The sequence below is a fragment of the Protofrankia sp. CiP1_Cm_nod1 genome (assembly GCF_920888515.1).
Classification (GTDB): domain Bacteria; phylum Actinomycetota; class Actinomycetes; order Frankiales; family Frankiaceae; genus Protofrankia.
Map to the genome: position 1 here is coordinate 1 of NZ_CAKKTM010000137.1, position 20272 is coordinate 20272.

Annotated in this window: 20 protein-coding genes and 1 pseudogene; 10 read left to right on the forward strand and 11 right to left on the reverse strand. The window is 69.8% G+C overall.

The features are described from left to right. Window positions 1-168: 168 nt before the first annotated feature. The 4 genes and pseudogenes from NBX02_RS06530 to NBX02_RS06545 all read left to right on the forward strand — a co-directional run. Window positions 169-426, forward strand: a pseudogene (locus NBX02_RS06530) (type II toxin-antitoxin system RelE/ParE family toxin); the annotation flags it as partial. Beyond that, window positions 423-761, forward strand: coding sequence for an XRE family transcriptional regulator (locus tag NBX02_RS06535; protein WP_250285196.1), 339 nt, complete (start codon window positions 423-425; stop codon window positions 759-761). The pseudogene NBX02_RS06530 and the gene NBX02_RS06535, both read left to right, overlap by 4 nt. A 93-nt stretch (window positions 762-854) precedes the next feature. After that, window positions 855-1133 carry a type II toxin-antitoxin system HicB family antitoxin gene (locus NBX02_RS06540; protein ID WP_250285195.1) on the forward strand — a complete coding sequence of 93 codons (279 nt, stop codon included), beginning with the start codon at window positions 855-857 and terminating at the stop codon, window positions 1131-1133. Further along, window positions 1130-1351, forward strand: coding sequence for a type II toxin-antitoxin system HicA family toxin (locus NBX02_RS06545; protein ID WP_250290456.1), 222 nt, complete (start codon window positions 1130-1132; stop codon window positions 1349-1351). The genes NBX02_RS06540 and NBX02_RS06545 overlap by 4 nt, the downstream gene beginning before the upstream one ends. A gap of 167 nt (window positions 1352-1518) precedes the next feature. Here NBX02_RS06545 and NBX02_RS06550 read toward each other — a convergent pair whose 3' ends face one another. From NBX02_RS06550 to NBX02_RS06580, 7 genes are all read right to left on the reverse strand, one after another. Continuing rightward, window positions 1519-1923, reverse strand: coding sequence for a type II toxin-antitoxin system VapC family toxin (locus NBX02_RS06550; protein WP_047221660.1), 405 nt, complete (start codon window positions 1921-1923; stop codon window positions 1519-1521). Beyond that, window positions 1920-2141 (reverse strand): hypothetical protein, encoded by a 222-nt coding sequence (locus NBX02_RS06555; RefSeq protein ID WP_047221661.1) that lies wholly within the window; start codon window positions 2139-2141, stop codon window positions 1920-1922. Before NBX02_RS06555 ends, NBX02_RS06550 begins: the two co-directional genes overlap by 4 nt. 480 nt (window positions 2142-2621) lie before the next feature. Further along, window positions 2622-3743: an MFS transporter gene (locus NBX02_RS06560; protein ID WP_250285193.1), complete on the reverse strand. Its 1122-nt coding sequence runs from the start codon at window positions 3741-3743 to the stop codon at window positions 2622-2624. Between the two features lie 278 nt (window positions 3744-4021). Beyond that, a complete protein-coding gene (locus tag NBX02_RS06565) occupies window positions 4022-4948 on the reverse strand; it encodes a substrate-binding domain-containing protein (protein WP_250290477.1) in 927 nt (308 codons plus the stop codon). A gap of 207 nt (window positions 4949-5155) precedes the next feature. Beyond that, on the reverse strand, window positions 5156-6967 hold the full coding sequence (locus tag NBX02_RS06570; RefSeq protein WP_250285192.1) for an alpha/beta fold hydrolase: 1812 nt from the start codon (window positions 6965-6967) through the stop codon (window positions 5156-5158). A 599-nt stretch (window positions 6968-7566) separates the two neighbouring features. Beyond that, on the reverse strand, window positions 7567-7764 hold the full coding sequence (locus NBX02_RS06575; protein WP_235433839.1) for a hypothetical protein: 198 nt from the start codon (window positions 7762-7764) through the stop codon (window positions 7567-7569). 337 nt (window positions 7765-8101) lie between these two features. Then, on the reverse strand, window positions 8102-9346 hold the full coding sequence (locus tag NBX02_RS06580) for a hypothetical protein (protein WP_250290458.1): 1245 nt from the start codon (window positions 9344-9346) through the stop codon (window positions 8102-8104). Between the two features lie 72 nt (window positions 9347-9418). On the opposite strand from NBX02_RS06580, the gene NBX02_RS06585 reads away from it, so the two are divergent. The 3 genes from NBX02_RS06585 (at window position 9419) to NBX02_RS06595 (ending at window position 13260) form a co-directional block, all read left to right on the forward strand. Next, a complete protein-coding gene (locus NBX02_RS06585) occupies window positions 9419-10258 on the forward strand; it encodes a glycosyltransferase (RefSeq protein WP_250290460.1) in 840 nt (279 codons plus the stop codon). A gap of 443 nt (window positions 10259-10701) precedes the next feature. After that, on the forward strand, window positions 10702-11565 hold the full coding sequence (locus NBX02_RS06590) for a YihY/virulence factor BrkB family protein (protein ID WP_250285189.1): 864 nt from the start codon (window positions 10702-10704) through the stop codon (window positions 11563-11565). A 30-nt stretch (window positions 11566-11595) separates the two neighbouring features. Further along, window positions 11596-13260, forward strand: a complete 1665-nt coding sequence (locus NBX02_RS06595) for an MFS transporter (protein WP_250290462.1) — start codon at window positions 11596-11598, stop codon at window positions 13258-13260. Between the two features lie 92 nt (window positions 13261-13352). On the opposite strand, the gene NBX02_RS06600 is transcribed toward NBX02_RS06595, so the two are convergent. Further along, window positions 13353-14810 carry an ATP-binding protein gene (locus NBX02_RS06600; RefSeq protein ID WP_250290465.1) on the reverse strand — a complete coding sequence of 486 codons (1458 nt, stop codon included), beginning with the start codon at window positions 14808-14810 and terminating at the stop codon, window positions 13353-13355. Between the two features lie 279 nt (window positions 14811-15089). On the opposite strand from NBX02_RS06600, the gene NBX02_RS06605 reads away from it, so the two are divergent. The 3 genes from NBX02_RS06605 to NBX02_RS06615 all read left to right on the forward strand — a co-directional run bounded on the left by NBX02_RS06605 (window position 15090) and on the right by NBX02_RS06615 (window position 17320). Continuing rightward, the gene (locus NBX02_RS06605; protein ID WP_250282500.1) at window positions 15090-16361 is read left to right on the forward strand and encodes an ATP-binding protein; all 1272 of its coding nucleotides are present in this window, start codon (window positions 15090-15092) and stop codon (window positions 16359-16361) included. 150 nt (window positions 16362-16511) lie between these two features. After that, the gene (locus NBX02_RS06610) at window positions 16512-16958 is read left to right on the forward strand and encodes a hypothetical protein (RefSeq protein WP_250290468.1); all 447 of its coding nucleotides are present in this window, start codon (window positions 16512-16514) and stop codon (window positions 16956-16958) included. Then, window positions 16955-17320 carry a DUF5615 family PIN-like protein gene (locus NBX02_RS06615; RefSeq protein ID WP_250282504.1) on the forward strand — a complete coding sequence of 122 codons (366 nt, stop codon included), beginning with the start codon at window positions 16955-16957 and terminating at the stop codon, window positions 17318-17320. The genes NBX02_RS06610 and NBX02_RS06615 overlap by 4 nt, the downstream gene beginning before the upstream one ends. A 357-nt stretch (window positions 17321-17677) precedes the next feature. Here NBX02_RS06615 and NBX02_RS06620 read toward each other — a convergent pair whose 3' ends face one another. From NBX02_RS06620 to NBX02_RS06630, 3 genes are all read right to left on the reverse strand, one after another. Next, the gene (locus tag NBX02_RS06620) at window positions 17678-18175 is read right to left on the reverse strand and encodes an SRPBCC family protein (protein WP_250282505.1); all 498 of its coding nucleotides are present in this window, start codon (window positions 18173-18175) and stop codon (window positions 17678-17680) included. Continuing rightward, window positions 18144-18596, reverse strand: a complete 453-nt coding sequence (locus tag NBX02_RS06625; protein ID WP_250290470.1) for an ArsR/SmtB family transcription factor — start codon at window positions 18594-18596, stop codon at window positions 18144-18146. The genes NBX02_RS06620 and NBX02_RS06625 overlap by 32 nt, the downstream gene beginning before the upstream one ends. Window positions 18597-18804: 208 nt before the next feature. Further along, on the reverse strand, window positions 18805-20055 hold the full coding sequence (locus NBX02_RS06630; protein WP_445548300.1) for an FAD-dependent oxidoreductase: 1251 nt from the start codon (window positions 20053-20055) through the stop codon (window positions 18805-18807). Window positions 20056-20272: the final 217 nt, after the last annotated feature.

Here is a 20272-nt window from a genome sequence, read left to right on the forward strand (position 1 = left end):
ATGTCGAACTTGTTGATCCACCTGCCTGGCTCGACACAGTGCTCGTGGAGGCAGCGGGACGCTTGCGGTCGTTCGCGTCGATCGAGGAGTTCGACGCCTACGCCCGGCAGGTCACTGCCGATGACGGAGAGACACTACGTCGCACCGGCATGACAGGTACCACGGGCAGGCCCGACCCTCGGCCGGCCCCTGGTCGACCGGATCAAGGGCTCACGTCGTCACAACATGAAAGAGCTACGGCCTGGCTCGGCAGGCACGAGCGAGATCCGAATCCTGTTCGCCTTCGACCCGGTCCGCCGTGCGGTGCTGCTGGTGGCCGGAGACAAGTCCGGCAACTGGCAGCACTGGTATGAGACCGCGATACCCGCGGCGGACGAACGCTACGACCTTCATCTGACCGAGATCGAGAGGAGGGACTACCGATGACAACGATGAGATGGGACGACGTCAAACACCAGGCCGAGCAGGCACGTGTCGCCGCCGGCCACCCGGTACGGACCGACGCCGACCGTGAGGCCGGGCAGCGCCGTCTCGACGACGAGATCCACGCCTACCGGCTGGCCGAGGTCCGACGCAGCCGCGCCCTGACCCAACGCGAGGTCGCTGAAACCATGAGCGTATCCGGTCCCCGCATCTCCGATGTGGAACGCGGAAAGCTGGATGTGGTGTCGGTGTCGGTCCTGCGCGCCTACGTCGAGGCTCTCGGCGGACGGTTGAAGCTCACCGCCGAGTTCGGCGACTCGAGCTACATCGTCGCCTGACATCAGCTCCGTCAACCGCCACCGAACACAGCGGCAGGAAAGCCAGCCCGGACCTGGACCGGTAGACAGCGGCGGACAGGGAGCCCTGCCGGAATGATCGTTCTGGCGGATCGACGTCACGTGGCGCTGTACGCTCGTTGCGTGGCTGAGACGAGACTGCTCACAGCGGTACTGACGCCAGACCTGGACGGTGGGTATGTCGTCCAGATTGTGGAGCTGCCGGGCGTGATCAGCCAGGGCGACACCGTGGAGGAGGCACTGGCGAACATTCGCGAAGCCGCCGAGCTCTACCTCGAAGACGCGACGCCAGCGGATCGAGCCGCACTTGACGTCCACCCTCTGACCACCGCGGTGCAGGTGCGTGTGGCTTGAGCGGCCTTTCTGTCCTGTCCGGCGCGCGACTGGTCAAGGCGCTCGAGCACGCCGGGTTCACGCAGGTCCGGAGCAGGGGAAGCCACGTTGTGATGCGCAACCTGGACAACGGGCGCGGGGTGACCGTGCCGCTCCACAGCACAATCAAGCGTGGCACGCTCGCAGCGGTTCTCCGCCAGGCGGGACTGCGTCCTGACGAACTCGACGCACTCCTGTAGCAGGCACCCAGCGCAGGCGGTACCGGGTGGCCGGCGGCGACACGTGCCTGCTTGGCCTGGCGTTTGACGTCGTCCCATCTCATCGTTGTCATCGGTAGTCCCTCCTCTCGATCCCGATCAGGTGAAGGTCGTAGCGTTCGTTCGCTGAGAAGGGGAGGGGCTCGCGGCTACGGTAGGAGCGTGACGGGGCTTCTGGGGCGCACGACGGAGAAGTGCCGTCGATCAAGGGTTGCTATGGCATCTGTTCCAAGTCTTTCAGCGATCGCGATGACAGCGGCGTCAACCGAGCCGAGAGGGAAGTCCGCGTATTTCTCGATCAGTTCAACAATCCGATCGATGTCCGTCTTTGCCAGCGGGATCAGGGTGATCTGTCCGGTACCGATAGAGCGCAGGAACGCGGCTTCGGCATGGGTACCCTTCTCCCGCTCCAGCAGGTAACAGACCTCGGTGAGCACGGGGTAGGGAACGAGTAACGGGCGGGGCGTACGTCGCATGAGCGCGACGCACCGGGCGTGATCTTTGTCGTCGGCGTCGATGGCGGCGACGAGTGGGCCGGTGTCCCAGATGATCACTCGGGTTCGCGTCCCATCTCCGCACGCAGGATCTCGCCGGAGCGGGCCGCGAGGTCGCCCTTGCCGCTGGACAGCGCGCCCACGAAGTCTGGCAGCGGCCACTCGTCGCCGCCGTCCTCGGTCGGGGTGCTCTCGCGCACGAGAGCCAGGATCGGCGCCACCTGCGATTCAGGCAGCCGGTCAATCAATCTATGCAGCTCGTCCCGCAAGATGCTCACAGATCACAGGATACGGCCGCGGGCAGCGGCCGACTCGCCAGATCCACTGGCGTACGACCTTGTGGCCCTGTCAGGGTGGGCATCTCCTGTCTCATCCCATCTTGCGATCTTGGTGGGTAGAACGATCTGGGCGAGCGTGCTCCTGCCGACCTGCCGACCTACCGCGCGCCGCCGACGACCACCCGGATGTCTCCAAGCGCCGCCGACACAAGGTCCGTGGCATGCCTCGGGAAGAGGTCAGGACTCGGCTGCCCGACTGCCATCCCGCCCTCCTCCGGCCGGCCCAAACACATGCCCGCGGTCAGTTTGAAGCCATGGTCACGGTCGTTCCGCGAGCATGATCGCGGTCGTTCCGCGGGCATGGCCGTGACCGGTCTGACGTCCCGGCGTTTCCGGAGCGGCCCTGCCACGGCGGAGCCGGGTGGGGCTCGGAGGGGCTTGCGTGGTTCCGGCGAGGTGAGGGGCCGTGTATGGCGGGCATCAGGCTGTTTTTCTGGCGCTCGGCGCCACTGTCACCGACAGGAGAAGGGCGAGCGTGAGCACCATCCAGGCCGCGAGATAGCTGAAGGCGAGGGTGGGCGAGGCGAGGGTGTACAGGAGGCCGGCGACGACGTTCGCGGCGAGGTTCCCGACCGCTTGGACGGTGGCGAGCAGCCCGAACGCCGATCCTCGGATCTCGTCGGGCGCGAGGGCCGCGACGGCCGCGTGTTCGGCGGTCTCCGCGCAGCCGATCCCGATTCCGGCGAGCACGAAGGCCACGCCGAGCAGCCAGATCACCGGTCCGGCGACCGCGAACAGCAGGTAGGAGACCAGGAACGTCGCTACTCCGACGGCGGTGACCAGGAGCGGGCCGTGACGGCCGATCCGGTCGGACAGCCCGCCCGCGGGAAAGGACGCGGCCGTTGCGGCGATGTTGTAGGCGATGTACAGCGCGATCCCGATCCGGGTGGCCGCGTCCGTGCCGTGGCCGGCGGCCAGGAGATCGGTGGCGCGCAGGATCAGCAGGGTGCCCGCCACGTTGCCGACCTCGAAGGCGGTGAACCCCGCCAGCACTCGGCCGAGCTGCCCGCGCAGCACCGGCCGGATCTGGAACCGCAACCGGCGCCGCTCGGTGGCCCGTGGCAGCTTTGCCTGCCGGATCGCGTAGACGATCGCGAGCGCCGCCAGCAGACCGGGAACGAGCGAGATCAGCATGGCGGTGCGCACGCTGACCAGCGACACCAGGCCGAGCGCCAGCAAGGGGCCGATGATCGCGCCGAGGTTGTCCATGGTCCGTTCAAACCCGTAGGCTCGGCCGTAGGCGACGGCGGGCACCACGTCGGCGAGCAGCGCGTTGCGGGCCGGTACCCGCAGTCCGCGGGCCGCCCAGGCGCCAGCCCGCAACATCCCCGCCTGGGCTACGGAGGTGGTCGCCCCGATCAGTGCGGAGAACACCGCCGTGGTGGTGTAGCCGCCGACCGCGACCGCGCGCCGCCGGCCGGGATCGTCCGCCAGCGCGCCGCCGACGAACCTGCCCGCCCCGGCCAGCCCTTCCGACACTCCTTCGATCGCGCCCAGTGCCGCGGCCGGCGCGCCCAGGGTCGTGGTGACAAAGCTCGCCATCAGCGAGGTCGGCACCTCATGCCCGACATCGGCGAGGAAGCTCGCCGTCCCAATCCCTCCGACACCTGGTGTCAGCCACGGCCGCCGCCCCGAGGCGATAGATGTCTCGGCAGGGGTTTCGGCTGGCGCTGTACTGGTCTCAGTATTCACAGGTGGGATCAGACAACACGCGGTCCCGCAGATGCAGACTGTTTTTCCTGGCGGGTGCCCTATATACTGATCATTAGTTTCGGTCTGTGCTACTACTGAGCGAACCAGCAATCGCAAGGATTACCGGCTCAGCGATTGGCCGAGACCAGCGGCCGGACGGTGGCAGTGTGCTGAAGGTCATAGCCATCCAGATCTGCGACAGATCGCTGGAACAGCGGATCCCGAAGTGTGGCGATCAGCGGTCGGACCGCCCCCAACGCGCCATGGCCAAGAGCGATCTCGTAGGGCTCCCACAGCAGCGGGACGAAGTCGAGCCCCAGATCCGCCAGCCCGGCCCGCACCCCCAGACCGACATCGGCGATACCCGTGGCAACGGCAAACGCGATCTCCATATGCGAATGCAGTTCGGGCCCGGCAATCTCGTGCGGCGCGACCCCGTCGGTGAGTAGAAGCTGTTCGAGCAGCAGCCGAGTACCCGCGCCCAACTCACGCCTGGCCACCCGCAGACCACCGAGCTGGGCGGCGGACGCCAGGCCCCGTGGGTTGCCCGCCGGGACGATCAGCCCCTGCTCACGCCGCCACAGATGCAGAAGACGCGGCTTGTCGCGACCCAGCACCGCCCGCGCGAACGCCTCGTTGTACACGCCATCCCGATGGCGCAGGTGGATCACCGCGCCATCGGCCTCGCCACGCGCGACCGCTCGCAGCCCCTGGAAACTCCCCCGCGCCCCTACCGGCACGACCGCCGCGCCGAGCCGGTCAAGCAGGACACCCAGCGCCGGGTCATCGCTGCCCGCCAGCCGGAACACCCTCTCTGGCTCCAACAGGCGCGCCGCGGCGATCGCACCCTCACCGGCGACCCGCGCCCGCCGCCGGTCCGCCATGGTGATCACTCCGGCATCCGCCAGATAGCGGTAGGCCCGCACCACCGTCGACGACGTCGTTCCCAGAGTCCGGGCGTACTCCCGCACGCCGGGCAACTCCTCACCCGCCGCCAACTCCCCGGACCGCACACGACGAGCTAAATCATCAGCAATCTGCATATAAAGGGCCATGGCTACCAACTATATGATCATTTAGCCGTCCGAGGCGCCGGCACCGGCGCACGACGGAAAAGTGTCGATCAAGGGTTGCTATGGCATCTGTTCCAAGTCTTTCAGCGATCGCGATGACAGCGGGCGTCAACCGAGCCGCTGCGATTCGGGCAGCCGGTCGATCAGTCTGTGCGACTCGTCCAGGTAGGGGCCCGCGGTGCTGCTGGGTCAGCCCAGGGGCAACGTCAGGTATGCGGGACTGTCGTCGGGCGAGCTGATCGTCGTGGTGCTGCCGTCGACGCTCGCGTCCGAGTAGAGCGGGTCCTTGCTGGTGACGGCCAGTATCAGCCGGTGGCCCGGGGCCAGGTCGTAGCCGGCGGCCTGCAGCCTCCAGATGATGTAGCGGTCCTGCCCGGGAGCCAGGTCGGTGAGTGTGTAGGGCTCGTGCGTGATGATGCGGGCCGTGTTGTCAGAGCTGACGTCGAACAGGTAGGCCACCAGGGTCGTGGACCGGGCCGAGCTGCGCACGGTCAGTGCGAGCTCGGGGATGCCTCGGATCCGGCGGGCCGCGTTGCCGTGGCTGTCTGCCGTGATCGGAGCGCTGGCCCAGACCGCGAGGTTCTGGCGGTCGAACTTGTCCGTGTTGTAGCTCTTCGGGTTGCCATTCCACTCGGCCTGGCCGGTCGTGATGATGGCGTCCACCGCGGTGGCCTCGGTCAGCTGCCCGGCGGTGAACTCCCGCGTCCAGCCCGTTTCCGGAGCGGTGCGCAGACCGCCGTCACGGCTGCCCGGCTCGGTGGCGGTCAGGTACCACCGCTCGGCGGAGGTGGTGACATCGTCCCAGGACGCCCTGGGCTCGCGGGTGGCCGGTTCGGTGATGATGTCCTTCCCGGTCTGCGGATCGGTGCTGGTCCGGTAGGTGAACATGATCTGGCTGTTGACCGGGGACCAGCCGGGTACGTCGTTGGCGAGCCCGCCCACATAGTGGTCCAGCCAGGCGAATGCCTCGTCGACCGGCAGGTTCGGCCCGCTGAACGGGATGGTCAGACCGGCGCCCTCGGGTGCGGCGTGGTCGCCGATCCACAGGTTCAGCCGCTTCGGCACGGTCAGCCGGTCGAAGTGCTCGACGACCTGGTTGCCCGGGAACAGCGTCTCGTGCCAGGTGTGGGAGAAAAACGTGGGAATGCCGCGGGCATTGGTCTGCTCGACATACGACGACGGTGCCCGCTCCGTGCCCCACGCCACCACGTCGTCGAGGTTCTGGCCGGCCTGGAAATCCGCCAGGATCTGCTGGGTGGCAGCGTCGAACTTCTGCTCGACCGGGCCGCCGGTGAAGTTGATCAGGGCGGTCACCGCCGCCAGATGCCGGGTGTCGTGCTGGTAGAGACTCGCGGCCAGGTCGCCCCAGGTGCTCAGGGCCACGACCGCGTCCACGCGCCCCGCCGGATCGTGCGCCGCGACCAGCTGGCTGATACCCGAACCGTACGATTCGCCCAGGAAGGCGATTCGGCTCGGGTCGAAGTACTGCTGGGCGTAGTCGATGACGGTTGAGCCATCGGCCCAGTCCGCGGGCCCGGCCACATCGATCGTGCCCTCGGAGGTGAACGGGCTGCCGGTGAAGCCGATTCCACGCGGGGTGTAGGCCAGCACGTGGTAGCCGCGCAGCGCCAGCTGGAGGTACGCGTACTCGAACAGGGCCCAGCCGAAGGGCGTCCAGCCCGAGGGCACGATCACCACGGGTCGGGGTTCCGAGGTCCTGAGCCTGATCGTGTGCGCCGACAGCCGTGCTCCGTCGGTGGCGGTGATCCGGGGAAAGTCGACGCTCGCCGCCTGCCGCACCTGCTCCGTCAGCTTCTGGAGGTCGGGGGTCAGCAGCGCCTTCTCGGCCGTGCCGCTCAGCGTGGCGATCAGCGCCTGTGCGACGTTGACGGCGGCCGGGTCGAGAGAGGTGGCCGAGGTATAGATGCCGCTTTCGGCGATCCGGCTCAACTGTGCCGCGGTGACCGCGTTGATCGTGCCGTCTTCCTGCGGGTGGCTCACGAAGCCCGTCCTCTCACTGTCGCCGACCGAGCATGTGGGACGGCCGGCACTTGCTGTCCGCCGGGGATCCCGGCATTTTCATGGTCTTTTTCTTCGTCGCGGCAAAGCGGATAGGACGCGCGGAAGCGCATAAACCGCTCGGATACGAGCCGGGCGCTCCCTGAGCGCCACATGGCCAGGGGTCATCCCTGAAGCAGGAGAAGGCTCATGTCTTCGGATAAGCGGACTCCGCTCAGGGTTTGCGCACAAGCGGTCAAACCAGTCAGTTCCCAGATGAGGTGTCCGTGGAGCCGGCTTTCGTTTCGAGGTTCTTGCCGGTCCTCGGGGCCAACGTGTACCGGCGGCCGGTATCGAGGACGCCGCCATCCTTCCGCGCGATGACGCTATCACGCAGCGTAGGCGTCGGTGGTTGCCGCGATGGCGCAACAGGCGGTCGACACGGTAGAGGTGGCGCGCAAGGCGCCAGGTCACGATCACACGCACGGCGAAGCATGCCGCAGGACCCGGCCCCAGCCAGGCTCATGGATCGAATGGATGCCCGTTCCGCGGCGGTTTTTCCTCCGGCGAGCTGAAGGCGCCGGCTGTGGTGTTTGGGGCGCTCACTCACCCAGGAGCCCCTGATCGACGACACCGTCGAGGTCGGCGAAGAACCGGTCGGAGTCGAGTGGCGCCTCGTGCGCGAACATCGCGAGCACCTGTGCCGCCGGGACGAAGGTCCGGCGTCGGAGCGGGACCAGTTCCGCGATGTCCGTGGCATGTCTCGGGAAAAGGCCAGCAGCCGGCAGCCCGGCTGTCATCCCACCCTCCTCCGGTCGGCCACACGCATGGTCATGGTCAGTTTAACGCCATGATCACGATCGTTCCGCGACCATGATCGCGGTCGGTTTGAAGTCATGGTCACGGTCGTTCCGCGAACATGGTCACGGTCGTTTCGCGGGCATGACCGCGACGGGTCTGACGTTCCGGCGTTTCCGGGGCGGCCCTGTCACGGCGGAGCCGGGTGGGCCGGAGCGCTCCGGCCCAAGCTGGCGGTCCCCGAGGCCGAAGGATGTGAGTCCAGTGCTGTCCAGCAGCACTAAAACTCACATCCTTCGATGTCCGCCGACCCGATTTGGCGAAAGCGGCAGACGGCTTCTAACGCTGGGTGCCGCCGGGGTCGGGTGGGGTGGTGCGGGGGCCGGGGTGGTGGCGGCCGGTGATGATCCAGGTGCCGGCGACTGTCAGGAGGGCGAACAGCAGGAGTCCGGCGCCGAGGAGGACGAGGAGGAGCGCGCGGTCGCGCAGGGGCAGGGTGCCGGTGAGGGTGATCTGGAGTGAGCCGACGGCGAACGCGATGGCCGCGGTGAAGACGGTGACGAGTTCGACGGCGCGGATGGCGGAGGTCTGGAGGGTCCGGCGGAGGTCCCGGTTGGCGGTGTCCTGGTCGAGCCAGCGGGTCTGCTGGTCGCTGGTCCAGGCGGCGCGGTCGAGCCCTTCCAGGATCGTCGCCCGCTCCCGCAGGTACTGTCCCTGGAGCAGTTCGTGGCTGATCCTGGCGCCGATCGCGGGCAGGAGCCGCAGCGCGGTGTCGATGGTGGCCAGCGCGTCGGTGTAGTCGCCGCACATGCGTTGTCCGCTGGCGAGGCGGAACCGGAAGAGGTGGTCGTCGGGGTACTCCGCGACGGCCTCGGCGGCGTGCCGGCGCAGCTGTTCGCCCTGGCCGGGGAACGGCGGGGCGGCCCACAGGGCGTTGAGGCAGACGTCGACGACGGCGCGGGAGCGGGGCGCCGCGCTCCAGGCGGTGTCGAGGAGCTCGAGCGCGTGACTGGTGGTGATGGTGCGGCTGCCGAAGGCGGCGAACGCGCGTAGACCCGTGAACAGCGGGTCGTCGCGGTGCTGGCCGGCGGCGACGGCGAGCAGGGAGGACTCGAGGAACTGGTGGAGTTCGTCGAACCAGAAGTTCGCGCGCAGCTTGCCGGCGTGGTAAAGCGTGGCGAAGTAACAGATGTCGGTGGAGCCCTGGAAGGTCTCGACGATCCGGCCGGTGGCGAGGGTGAGGTCGTGGCGGGACTCGACGGTGTCCTTGGTGATGAAGGCGTAGCCCAGCGACCACTTCTCGATGATGTCCGGGCGGACGGGCGGGTCGGTGTGGTCGTGTAGCCAGCGGGCGCAGCGGGCCGCGACCTCGACGGTGGGCTGGTGGAGCAGCCGGCGGCGCCAGTACCGGTCGGCGCAGATCAGCCAGGGGTCGGTGGCGAAGTCCGCCGACGGGACGCGGAAGGGGGGCTCGACGTCCGCGTCGATCAGTTCGGCGGCGACCTCCTCGCAGACCCGGTCCAGCTCGCGGGAGTCGGCCGAGGCCACCCGACCGAGTCGCGTGTTGATCGATGCGACGTCCATGTGCCCCCTCCGCTGGATCTCATCGGCATATCTATCACACGAATTCGGCTCGGACTGATACATATTGCGAACATGTGGGTGGATGTGGTCACCGCGGCACACGCCGAGTACGCCGGATACCTGCCGGCGGCGTGGGACTCGCTGCACCGCCAGCACCATCCCCACTGGACGTGGCGGGTCCAGGTCGACGGGCCTCCCGGGGAGGTTCTCGACGCGCTGGCCGCCTGCGGAGCGGCGGACGACGGCCGGGTCCGGATCGCCGCGCACGGCACCGAGGAAGGCCCCGCGGTCACCCGCAACATCGCCCTCGGCTCGTGCACCGCGCCGCTGGTGCAGAACCTCGACGCCGATGACGAGCTCGAACCCGGCGCGCTCGCCGCCCTCAGCGGCGCGCTCGCCACCCACGCCCACGCCGGCTACGCGGTCGGCCACGCCCGCGACCTGCACGCTGACGGGACCCTGCGCACCATGCCGCTGGCCGTGCCCGCCGGACCGCTGGCACGCGGAGCGCTCGCCGTCGCCTGGGCGTCCGCCCTGCCCGACCGCACGCTGCCACCCGTACATCCGGCAGGGGTGATGTGGCGGCGGAACCTGCTTCTCGCCGTCGGGGGATGGGCCGCGCTGCGCGGCGTCGAGGACACCGCGACCCTGATCGCCGGCTCCGCGCTCGCCACCGGCGTTCTGCTCGACGTCCCGACGTTGCGTTACCGCCGCCACGACGCCCAGCGTTCCCGCCGGAACAGCGACTTCTCGGGGGGGGGGGTCTCAGTATTTGCTTATTTGGCAGCGGGCCTCCCTGCTCGCGGCCGGACCTCCCTGGGAGGACTGGGGCTGAGGGTTTCACCCCGGCGTCCGGGTCCACCGCCAGCTTCGGCCCGCGCCACGCGCACCGCCTCCCGTCCTCGTCCATGACGGGTCAACCCGGTTGAGACCGACGAATTTTGCGGTCGGCGGCCAAACCGTCACAGCGACACCCGTGTGCCGTGCCGGGAATCGGGTGCCTTTGCCGCGAGGAGCACCTTCCGCTGCTTTCGGATGCGCCGGAGGTGCGAGGACGCCCACGTGCCGAGATGCTGAGGTGCACGGCCCGGCCGGCCGGTTGGTCGGCCGGTCGGCCGGTCGGTTGGTCGGTTGGCGGACGATCGCGGCGGCTGCCGGCGGTGGGGACGCGCGGTCTGGAGGGGGTCATGCCCAGGAGCCGACGCGCGCGCGGTGCGGGGCGTACCCCTCGGCCATCCGAAGGCGCCCCTCGGCCGTCCGGCGGTGCCGGCGGTACCGGCGGAGCCAGCGGAGCCAGCGGCGTCCGTGGCGCCGGCGGTGCCGCCGCGGACCGGGTGCGGCGGCTGTCCGGGCGGATGGCGACGGCTGTCCGGCGCGTCCGGGCGCGGCTGCGGGGCGGCGCGGCGGAGGATCTGGCGTCCAGGCTGCGTCAGGGTGATCTGATCAACGGCGCGATGAACCTCGCCGCGCTCATTCTGATGATGTTCTTCCCGTTCATCATCGCGCTGGCCGCGTTGTCACCGCTGCGCTCCGGGGGCGCGGCAGAAGTGATCATCAGGCGGATGGGTCTGAATCAGGAGGCCGCGCAGGCCGTCGAACGGCTTTTCGCGCCACAGGACGGGACGGTCCGCAACGGCTGGTCGGTACTGGGCGCGCTCTGGCTGATTCTCGGCGGCCTGAGCCTGGCCACGACCGTACAGTCCGTCTACGTCAGGGTTTTCGGGCTCCGGCCGCTCGGGCTTCGCGGCGTCCCGGCCCAGGTCGGCTGGCTCGGCGGGCTCATTGTCTTTCTCGCCGGCACCACCGCCGCCGGGGCGCTGCTCACCGGCACCATTCCCGGTCAGATCGGCTACGGCCTGCTCAACACCGCGGGGCTGTTGTTCTTTGTCTGGGCCGGTGTCAGAGTGCTCACTCTCGGCCGGCTCGGGTGGCGCGAGGCCTGGCCGGCCGCTGCGTTCACGACGGTCGGCCTGACCGGCCTGGGCGTGGTGAGCAGGCTGACCTTTTCCGCGTCCATCGTCTCGAACGAGCGGAACTACGGGAGCATCGGCGTCGTTTTCACGATTCTTTCCTGGCTGATCGGTTTTGGCGTTGTTCTCACCGGAGGGGCGATCGTCGGAATGTGGCACAACGAGACGCGGAAACCGGCCACCCACCGCACGGCCAGAACGCGTGCCAAACGGGGTACCGGCCGCGGCGGCCGGAACCGGGAGCCCTGACATGACCGGACGTCAGGGCGGGCGCGGACGATGACGCGCCGCCGGACCGCCGGGAACCGGCTCCCCGAGGCCGGGCCGGGGGCCGTCGCGGCCGGCCGGGCCGTTCTCCCCACGCTGGCGGCGGCGCAGTTCCTCATGACCCTGGACAGCTCGGTCATGAACGTGTCGATCGCCACCGTGGCCGCGGACGTCGGTACCACGGTGACCGGAATCCAGACCGCCATCACCTTCTACACCCTGGTGATGGCCGCATTCATGATCACCGGAGGCAGGCTGGGGCAGATCCTCGGGCATCGGCGCGTGTTCACCCTCGGCTGTGTCGTCTACGGCTGCGGGTCGCTGACGACATCCGTCGCCGGGAACCTCGCCGTCCTCATGTTCGGCTGGTCGTTCCTCGAAGGGGTCGGCGCTGCGCTGATCATGCCCGCGGTCGTCGCCCTCGTCGCGTCGAACTTCCCGCCCGGGCAGCGGCCGCGCGCCTACGGGCTGGTCGCCGCCGCCGGCGCGATCGCGGTCGCGGCGGGCCCGCTCGTCGGCGGCCTGTTCACCACCTATCTGTCCTGGCGCTGGGTTTTCGCCGGCGAGGTCCTCGTGGTGGGCGTCATCCTGTGGCTGACCCGGGGGATGGCGGCTACGCCTGCGACGACGACGACGGCGGCGGGCGGGCGTCTCGATCTTGTGGGCGCCGCGCTGTCCGCGACCGGCCTGGCTCTTGTCGTGTACGGCGTCCTGCGGTCGGGGAGCTGGGGGCTGGTCCGGCCGGCGCCCGGCGCACCCGTCTGGCTGGGCCTCTCGCCCGTGATCTGGCTGATCCTCGCCGGCGGGGCCATCCTGTGGCTCTTCGTCCGGTGGCAGGAGCACCGGCTCGCCCGGCACGCCGTCGCGCTGCTCGACCCGGCGCTGCTGCGTGACCGGACGCTGCGGGCCGGGCTCACCTCGTTCTTCTTCCAGTACCTGCTCCAGGCGGGTCTCTTCTTCGTGGTGCCGCTGTACCTGTCGGTGGCACTCGGGCTCTCGGCGGTCGCGACCGGCGTCCGCCTGCTGCCGTTGTCCGTCGCCCTGCTGGTGGCCGCCGTCGGCATCCCCCGGGCCTTCCCGCGGGCCTCGCCCCGGCGCGTCGTCCGGAGCGGTTTCCTTGCCCTGTTCGCCGGTATAACGATCATGATTGCCGCGCTCGACGTCGGTGCTGGGCCGGAGATCGTTACGTGGCCGATGCTGCTCGCGGGCCTCGGGGTGGGCGCGCTCGCGTCGCAGCTCGGCAGCGTCACCGTGTCCGCGGTCGCCGACGAGCGCAGCGGCGAGGTCGGCGGGGTGCAGAACACGGTGACGAACCTGGGCGCCTCGATCGGCACCGCGGCGGCCGGCGCGGTGCTCGTCTCCGCGCTGACCACGTCGTTCCTCACCGGCGTCCAGCAGGACCCCGCCGTGCCGGCGGACCTGGCCACGCATGCCGAGGTGCGGCTGTCCGAAGGCGCACCCTTCCTGTCCGACCAGGACCTGAAGACCCGTCTCGACGAGGCCGGCGTCCCGCCGGACACCGCCGAGGCAATCACCACCGACAACGCGGACGCCCGCATCGCCGGCCTGCGCGCCTCCCTGTCGCTACTCGCCGTAATCGCCCTGGCTGCCCTGTTCCTCACCCGCCGCATCCCGTCCCGACAACCGGCCCCGACGCCACCACCGGCCGGAACGTGAGAAAAGGACGCCTGCCCGTCGACACGCTCTGGGCCCCGTAGCCGGCCGGGGCCGTGGAGCCGCCCCGCTGACTGACGACCGGTCCGTCCCGGTCAGGTCGCTGGTTGCCAGGCTGAGAGAAGGTCGGACGGGTCCTGTACGAGATTCGCCCTGGCCGGATCCAGACGTGGGCTGGTGCCGGAGCGGGACACGATGATCAGTCCTGTGTCGCCGGGGGTGAAACCGGGTATCTCGGCCGCGCTTCGCGTGAGTTCCGCGAGGTCGTGGTCGTCGAACGGGCTGGCGAGCCATTTGATCGACCCGGCGAAGTGGATGCGCTTCGCGACGGGCGACCGGTCGGCTCCGACCAGGTCCACCTCCGGGTCGAACCGGCGGTTCCACCAGCCGCCGACCGCTTCGACGTCGGGCCAGGGCAGTAGGCCCGCGGTCGCGGCGAGCTCGAGTGACTGGCGGACCAGCGGCTCGACCGCCTTGCCCCGCCATGCCGACCAGCGGCGTTGCACCAGCCGGAAGGCCGCTTCGGGCCGTCCGCGGCGCGCCTGCTCGTGGGCGGATCGCAGGACGCCGAGGTACAGCCGCAGGTTGCTGTCGGCGATCCGGTACAGCGCGGGCCTGCCGGGCTGTGTCGAGAGGGGCTCGTCGACGGCGAGCACCCGCTTCTCCTCGACAAGCCGGCGCAGCAGCGGCGACAGCGACCCCGAACGCAGAGCACCCTGCCGGCCGCCCGCCGCCGCGGCGATGTTGGCATGGGTGCGCTCCCCGGCACCCACCGCTTCGAGGACGCGCCGCGCCTGGTCGGGCGTGGGGAATTCGGCCATCAGCGTGGATTCCGGCACGCTGAACAGCGGCGAGGCCGGGTCGGCGCACTCCTGTTCCAGGAAGGGCAGCGGCGGGGTCCCGTGCGGCCAGCTCCGCAGGATGCCAGGCAGTCCGCCGGAGACCAGGTGGGCGTCGATGGCGTCGGCCGCGTCCAGGCCGAGAGCGTGAGCGGTCTCCAGCGGGTTGAGGGGGCCGAGGACGAGGTTGTCGGCCCGGCCGAAGAACGGGCGGTCGTAGGCGGTGAGCCGTTCCATCATGTGGATGTCGCTGCCGAGCAGCAGCAGGAGCACCGGCCGTCCGGCGAGCAGCCTGTCCCAGGCCGTCTGCAGCGCGCCGTCGAACAGGTCGTCCTGTTCGGCGAGCCAGGGGAGCTCGTCGAGGACGATGATCGCCGGCGCGTCCGGCAGGACCGAGGCGAGGACGCGGAAGGCGTCCGGCCAGCTTCCCGTGGATCGCGCGGGGACGAGTTCACGATCGGTCGGCAGGGACGATTCCTTCAGGTCCGCGAACAAGGCGGCCACCGATTCGACCGGTGAGGCACCCTTGGTGGCGGTGAAGAACAGGTACGGGACGCCGGCCTGATCGCAGAACTCCTGCACGAGGCGTGACTTGCCCACCTGGCGGCGGCCTCGGATGGCGAGCGCCGCCCCGGAATGCGAGGCGGCGACCCGGTCCAGCCGTTTCCGCAGGAGAGCGAGCTCGGCCGCTCGTCCGACAAAACCCGTCGTCACACCTGAATCCCGTCTATGTAGATGCCATCTACATAGATACATGCTACCGAAGGGATCGCCTGGGCAGTCGAAGCCATCACGGAAAGTGTCTGTCCGGAGGCTCCCGGCAGGCGGGAAGGGCCTACGCCCGGGGAACGGCAGGACGATCGTGCGCGCCGGCCGGCAGCGCCTGGCGCCTTCGGCCTCGGCGCGACAAGCCCCGACGGATCCGTAGCTCGACCCTCGGCGGATCCGTAGCTCGACCTCCGACGGATCCGTAGATCAGATAGAATCTCGGCTGTGAGTGCACGGTTGCGCGGCCTGGTGCCACGGCGGCTTGCTCCCATCGTCGCGGGTCGGATGCTCGAGGAGCCGGTGGTCCTTCTTCAGGGCCCCCGGTCGGTGGGCAAGTCGACCCTGCTCAGAAACCTCGCCGGCGCGGTTGGCGCGGAGCTGGTCGACCTGGACGACGTGGCCGTGCGCGACGCGGTGGCCCGGGACCCGGGCACGTTTGTCGCGGGCCCACGACCGGTCTGTATCGACGAGTACCAGCACGTCCCGCTTGTCCTTGACGCGATCAAGGCTGAGCTCAACCGTGACGGCCGGCCCGGTCGCTTCGTCCTGACGGGCTCGGCACGTCACGAGGCGTTGCCCCAGGCTGCGCAGGCGCTCACTGGCCGTCTGCACCGGCTGCCGGTATATCCGCTGTCACAGGGTGAGCTCCGGGGAGCTCACGAGCACCTGTTGGAGGACCTGTTCGCAGACCCGGCCGCCGTGGTAGCCGCGGCCCGGCCGTCGGTGACCAGCCGTGAGGAGTACATCGACAGCGTTACGGCAGGCGGGTTCCCGTCGGCGCTCGCGCGGGCCTCGCTCGCTTCGCGGAACCGCTGGCTCGACGACTACGTCCGGCTCGGCCTCGAACGCGACGTGGGGGAGCTTGCCAGGATCCGCCAGGCGGCTTCGTTGCCGGTCCTGTTCGAGCGGCTGGCGGGCCAGACCGCGCAGGTACTCAACATCGCTCGGGCCGCGTCGAGCGTCCGTCTCGACGAGAGGACCGCGTACAGCTATCTACGGCTGCTCGAGGCGGTGTTCCTGCTTTACCGTCTCCCGGCATGGGGGAACACGCTTACCACACGGTCCACGGCGTCGCCGAAAATCCACATCCTGGACTCCGGGGTGGCGGCTCGGCTGCTGCGGCTGACGCCGCGGAAACTGGCCGCCCGTAATCCGACCACGCTCACCGAGTTCGGACATCTCCTGGAGACGTTTGTCGTCACCGAGCTGCTCAAGCAGGCGTCCTGGGCGGACTGGGTCAGCGGGGCCGGCCACTGGCGCACTCGTGACGGCGACGAAGTCGACCTTGTTGTCGAACGCGATGACGGGGCGCTGGTGGCATTCGAGGTCAAAGCGGCTGGCCGGGTACCGGGTGAGGACTTCGCCCCGCTTCGCAAACTCCGTGACACCACCGGCGACGCGTTCACAGCCGGTGTCGTGTTCTACCTGGGAGCACGCTCGTACACGTTCGAGGACCGCCTGCACGTCCTGCCCGTCGACACGCTCTGGGCCCCGTAGTCGACCGGGGCTGTGGAGTCGCCCCCCGCGCTGACTGACCGGTTCGTTCGGTCAGGTCGCTGGTTGTCAGGTCGGGAAAACGGATCTCCGTGCGGAGCCCGCATGCCGTCAGGCTGGTGACTGTCAAGATGGCGACTACACTGTAGTCGTATGGCGAGGAAGGCTCCCACACCGGTGCGGTTCGATGCCGCCGTCGCGGTACGCCTACAGGCGTACGTGGCCACCCATCCAGGTCTTTCGCTGTCGTCAGCGGCGAACCGGCTGGTGGACGAGGGGCTGCGGACGACGGAACATCCCGGCATCACCTTCCGGGAAGGGCCGGCGGGCCGGCGGGCGGGCCTGGTCGGCGGGCCTGACGTCTGGGAGGTCGTGCGGGCGGTCCGCTCCGCCAGGGCGGCCGAACCGGAGCTGGCCGAGCAGGGGCTGTTGTCCCTGGTCGCGGACAACACGGGCCTGCCGCCGCGGCTGCTCCGCACGGCGCTGCGGTACTGGGCCGCCTACCCGCTGGAGGTCGATGCCGAGATCGCCGCCGCTGACGAGGCCGAGCAGGCGGCCGAGCGGGCCTGGCGTCGCGAGCAGGACCTGCTGGCCGGATGAGCCACCCCCTGTTACTCGACGAGATGCTCGGGGAGCGGACAGCCGCCCAGCTCGTCGGGAAGGGACACGACGTCGCCTCGGTCGTCGCTGACCCGGCGCTGGTCTCGCTACCCGATGATCAAGTGCTGGCGGAGGCTGCGCGCCAGGGACGTGCGCTCGTCACACTCAACGTCAGGGATTTTCTGCCGCTGGACGCCCAGTACCGGGCCGGCGGACGCTCCCACGCCGGCATCGTCCTGATCTCGACAAAGGCGTTTCCGCAGGACAGAGCCTTTGTAGGCGCTGTCGTGAGCGCACTCGACAAGCTCTTACAGGAGCCGGGCACCCTCGGCCCCGACCAGGTCGTCTTCCTACAGCGGTGATCCCACCCCACGAAACCACTGCCGGCTGACCAGGAGCGCCCGAGCAACGGCGTAGTACCCAGCGCCAGCGAGCCATTTCCGCAGCTGGAGGCCCCCGTCGTCGGCGGCTACCGGAAAATCCTCTGACAGCCCATCAAATAACGCGGATCCCCTCCACAGCCAGCCGTACAGGCCATGATCCAGGAGATTTTGTCGTTGTGTACGCTTTTTGGTCGCAGAAGCGTACACAACGACAAACTTACGCCGATCATGGCCTGCGTGGGTGGTCGCGGGCGGATTTACGCTGCTTGGCCGACGCTCGGGGCTGCCGGGGCTGCCGGGGCAGGCCTCGTCAGACGGTGAGATCGGACGGTGGGATCAGACGGTGAGCGAGGTCAGCAGTGTGTCGATCTGGCCCACGGCCGCGGAGATGCCCTCGACCATGCCCATGGACACGAGTTGCTCCATCACCGCGAGCGTGGGGAAGACGCTCTCGATCGTCATCACGGTGGCCGCCGCGCCGTCCGCGGTGAGCTGTACACGGACGGCCGTGACGGGCATGTCGGGGTTGGGGCGGCCGGCGTCGTCGGCGAAGCCGTCGGTGAACTCCAGGCGGTGCGGGGCGTCGACGGACAGGACGTGCCACCAGCCATGGTGCTTGTCGCCTTCCGGCCCGGTCATGAAGTAGGTGACCGTACCGCCGGGGGCCAGGTCATGGTCGACGACGGTCGCGGGGTAGGCCGGCGGGCCCCACCACCGCTCGAGCTGGCGGGGGTCCTGCCAGACCTGCCACACCCGCGGCGGCGGCGCGTCGAACCGCGCGGTGAGCGTCAGTGTGAGGGCTTCAGGGTCCTTCTGGATGTCGATCACTGGCATGTGCGTGCTCCCCACTGTTTTCGCTGTTTCCGGAGCCGGAGCCGGAGCCGGAGCCGGAGCCGGAGCCGGAGCCGGAGCCGGGATCGGGATCGGGATCGGCGAGGATCATGTTGATCCGGTCGAGACGCCCCCGCCATACGTCCGCCAGTTGGTCCAGCAGCCGACGGGCCTCGCGCAGGGCGTCCGCGTTGCCCCGTACCCGCTGCTCCCGGCCCTGCCGTTGCTTGCTGACCAGCCCGGCGCGCTCCAGCACCGCCACGTGTTTCTGGACGGCCGCGAAACTCATCGGGAACCGCCGGGCGAGCTGCGAGACCGAGTGCTCACCGGTCAGGGTGAGGGCCACGATCTCGCGCCGCGTCGCGTCGGCCAGGGCATGGAAGAGCCGGTCGGCACGTTCGGCGGACTCCTGATATACAACCATCGAGTTGTACGTTAGTCGCTGCCGCCGGGCCGGGCAAGGCACCGGACAGGACGATATGTCGGTCGGTCGGGCCGCGGCCGGCGAGGCAGCCGTCCCCGGCCATGCGAACGCATGATCACAACTGCGGTGGCCGGACGCCCGCGGCCGGAGTGGTCCGGCGGGATCGGGCCGGCGGGATCGGGCTGGCGGTGACCGCGGCCGGTGGGTGTCAGCCGGGCAGGTTCGTCGGGATGTCTTTCGCGGGAGTCGGGGCTGGGACGCCGGTGGTCGTCACCGGGGTGTCCCAGTCGATGTGATGCTGGTGCATCCAGGCGAGTGACTCGGCGCCGCTGCCGGCGGCGTGCCTGAGCACCAGCGGCAGCACGAGGCCGCGGGCCAGCCGGCCGACCGGCCCGACCGAGCGCAGCCGGCTGGACTTCCGGCCCTCGGCGACGACCCGCTCCACCCGGGGCCGGCGCAGCGCCTCGAACCGGGCGAACGCCCGCGGCACCGGCAGGTCGCGCAGGCACTGCCCGAGCACGACCGCGTCCTCGATCGCCATCGACGCACCCTGGCCGGACGAGGGTGAGGTGGCGTGCGCGGCGTCGCCGATCAGCACGGCCCGGTCGTCGTGCCAGACCGGGACGGTGGGCAGGTCGTACGTTGCCCAGCCGGTCAGCGGCCCGGGGGTGGCACCGATCAGATCCATGATCGGGGAGCGGTCGGGCTCGTAGAGCTGGCGCAGCGAGTCCCGCCACTGCGCGTCACTGATCTCTCTCAGTTCGCCGTTGGCCGGCTCGTCCCGCCGAGGCGGGTTGGCGAACCACCATGTCTGCCCGGTGGGCGTGACGAGGCGGCCGGAGAACGCCCGCCTGCCGAAGGTCATCGTCAGCACGCCGGGGCGGTCACCCGGCGGTGTGACGTCGGCGTAGCCGCCGACGTTCAGTATCGGGACGTAGCGTGCCCGTGGGCCGGACGGGTTCAGCGACTCCCGCACCCGGGAGTGGATGCCGTCGCAGCCGACGAGCAGGTCGCCGACGGCGGTGCTGCCGTCGGCGAAGGTGGCGACGACCCCGTCGGCGCCGCTGGCCACGCTCACCAGGCGTTGGCCGTGCCGGATCTCGACGCCCCGGCGGGATGCCTCGTCCCGCAGGGCGCGGTGCAGGTCGGAACGCTTGATCGACACTCCCGCCGTCCCACCCGGCAGCGGCCGGCCGGTCGGGATCTCGCCGAGTGGCCGGCCGGTGCCGGTCCGGAAGGCGATCGACGGTGTCGGGACGGCGAGCCTGCGGACGGTACGGTCGGCGCCGATTGCCCGCAGCGCGTCCAGGCCGTTGGTCTGCAGGCCGATCCACGAACCGGCCTCCGCGGCCGGGGCCGGGTACGCCTCGTGCACCAGGACGTCGATCCCAGCTCGTCGCAGGGCCATCGCGGCGACCGGGCCGGCGATCCCGGCACCAATGATCAGCGCTGTGGGCATGACTGCTCCGTTCCCCCGGAATTCCCCCGGAATTGTTTCGGAACTGCTCATCACCGGCGAATTTCCGGCCCCGGCGGCGCGCGACGCCACGAGCTACGAGTGTAGACGCCGGCGCCGCCGAGGTAGCTGCCGGCGACGCCAGCCGGCTGGCAGCGGATGGCCGGGCGCCGGTGGGTGCCGGCGCTTCACGAATCAGATTCCGGCCGGCGTCGAAGAA

Excerpts from the sequence above, each read along its gene's own strand:
- NBX02_RS06560 (WP_250285193.1), bottom strand. The coding sequence starts at position 3,743 with ATGGCGAGCTTTGTCACCACGACCCTGGGCGCGCCGGCCGCGGCACTG.
- NBX02_RS06625 (WP_250290470.1), bottom strand. The coding sequence starts at position 18,596 with ATGGTTGTATATCAGGAGTCCGCCGAACGTGCCGACCGGCTCTTCCAT.
- NBX02_RS06565 (WP_250290477.1), bottom strand. The coding sequence starts at position 4,948 with ATGGCCCTTTATATGCAGATTGCTGATGATTTAGCTCGTCGTGTGCGG.
- NBX02_RS06535 (WP_250285196.1), top strand. The coding sequence starts at position 423 with ATGACAACGATGAGATGGGACGACGTCAAACACCAGGCCGAGCAGGCA.
- NBX02_RS06610 (WP_250290468.1), top strand. The coding sequence starts at position 16,512 with ATGGCGAGGAAGGCTCCCACACCGGTGCGGTTCGATGCCGCCGTCGCG.
- NBX02_RS06620 (WP_250282505.1), bottom strand. The coding sequence starts at position 18,175 with ATGCCAGTGATCGACATCCAGAAGGACCCTGAAGCCCTCACACTGACG.
- NBX02_RS06585 (WP_250290460.1), top strand. The coding sequence starts at position 9,419 with ATGTGGGTGGATGTGGTCACCGCGGCACACGCCGAGTACGCCGGATAC.
- NBX02_RS06590 (WP_250285189.1), top strand. The coding sequence starts at position 10,702 with ATGGCGACGGCTGTCCGGCGCGTCCGGGCGCGGCTGCGGGGCGGCGCG.
- NBX02_RS06615 (WP_250282504.1), top strand. The coding sequence starts at position 16,955 with ATGAGCCACCCCCTGTTACTCGACGAGATGCTCGGGGAGCGGACAGCC.
- NBX02_RS06540 (WP_250285195.1), top strand. The coding sequence starts at position 855 with ATGATCGTTCTGGCGGATCGACGTCACGTGGCGCTGTACGCTCGTTGC.
- NBX02_RS06580 (WP_250290458.1), bottom strand. The coding sequence starts at position 9,346 with ATGGACGTCGCATCGATCAACACGCGACTCGGTCGGGTGGCCTCGGCC.
- NBX02_RS06575 (WP_235433839.1), bottom strand. The coding sequence starts at position 7,764 with ATGACAGCCGGGCTGCCGGCTGCTGGCCTTTTCCCGAGACATGCCACG.
- NBX02_RS06595 (WP_250290462.1), top strand. The coding sequence starts at position 11,596 with ATGACGCGCCGCCGGACCGCCGGGAACCGGCTCCCCGAGGCCGGGCCG.
- NBX02_RS06630 (WP_445548300.1), bottom strand. The coding sequence starts at position 20,055 with ATGCCCACAGCGCTGATCATTGGTGCCGGGATCGCCGGCCCGGTCGCC.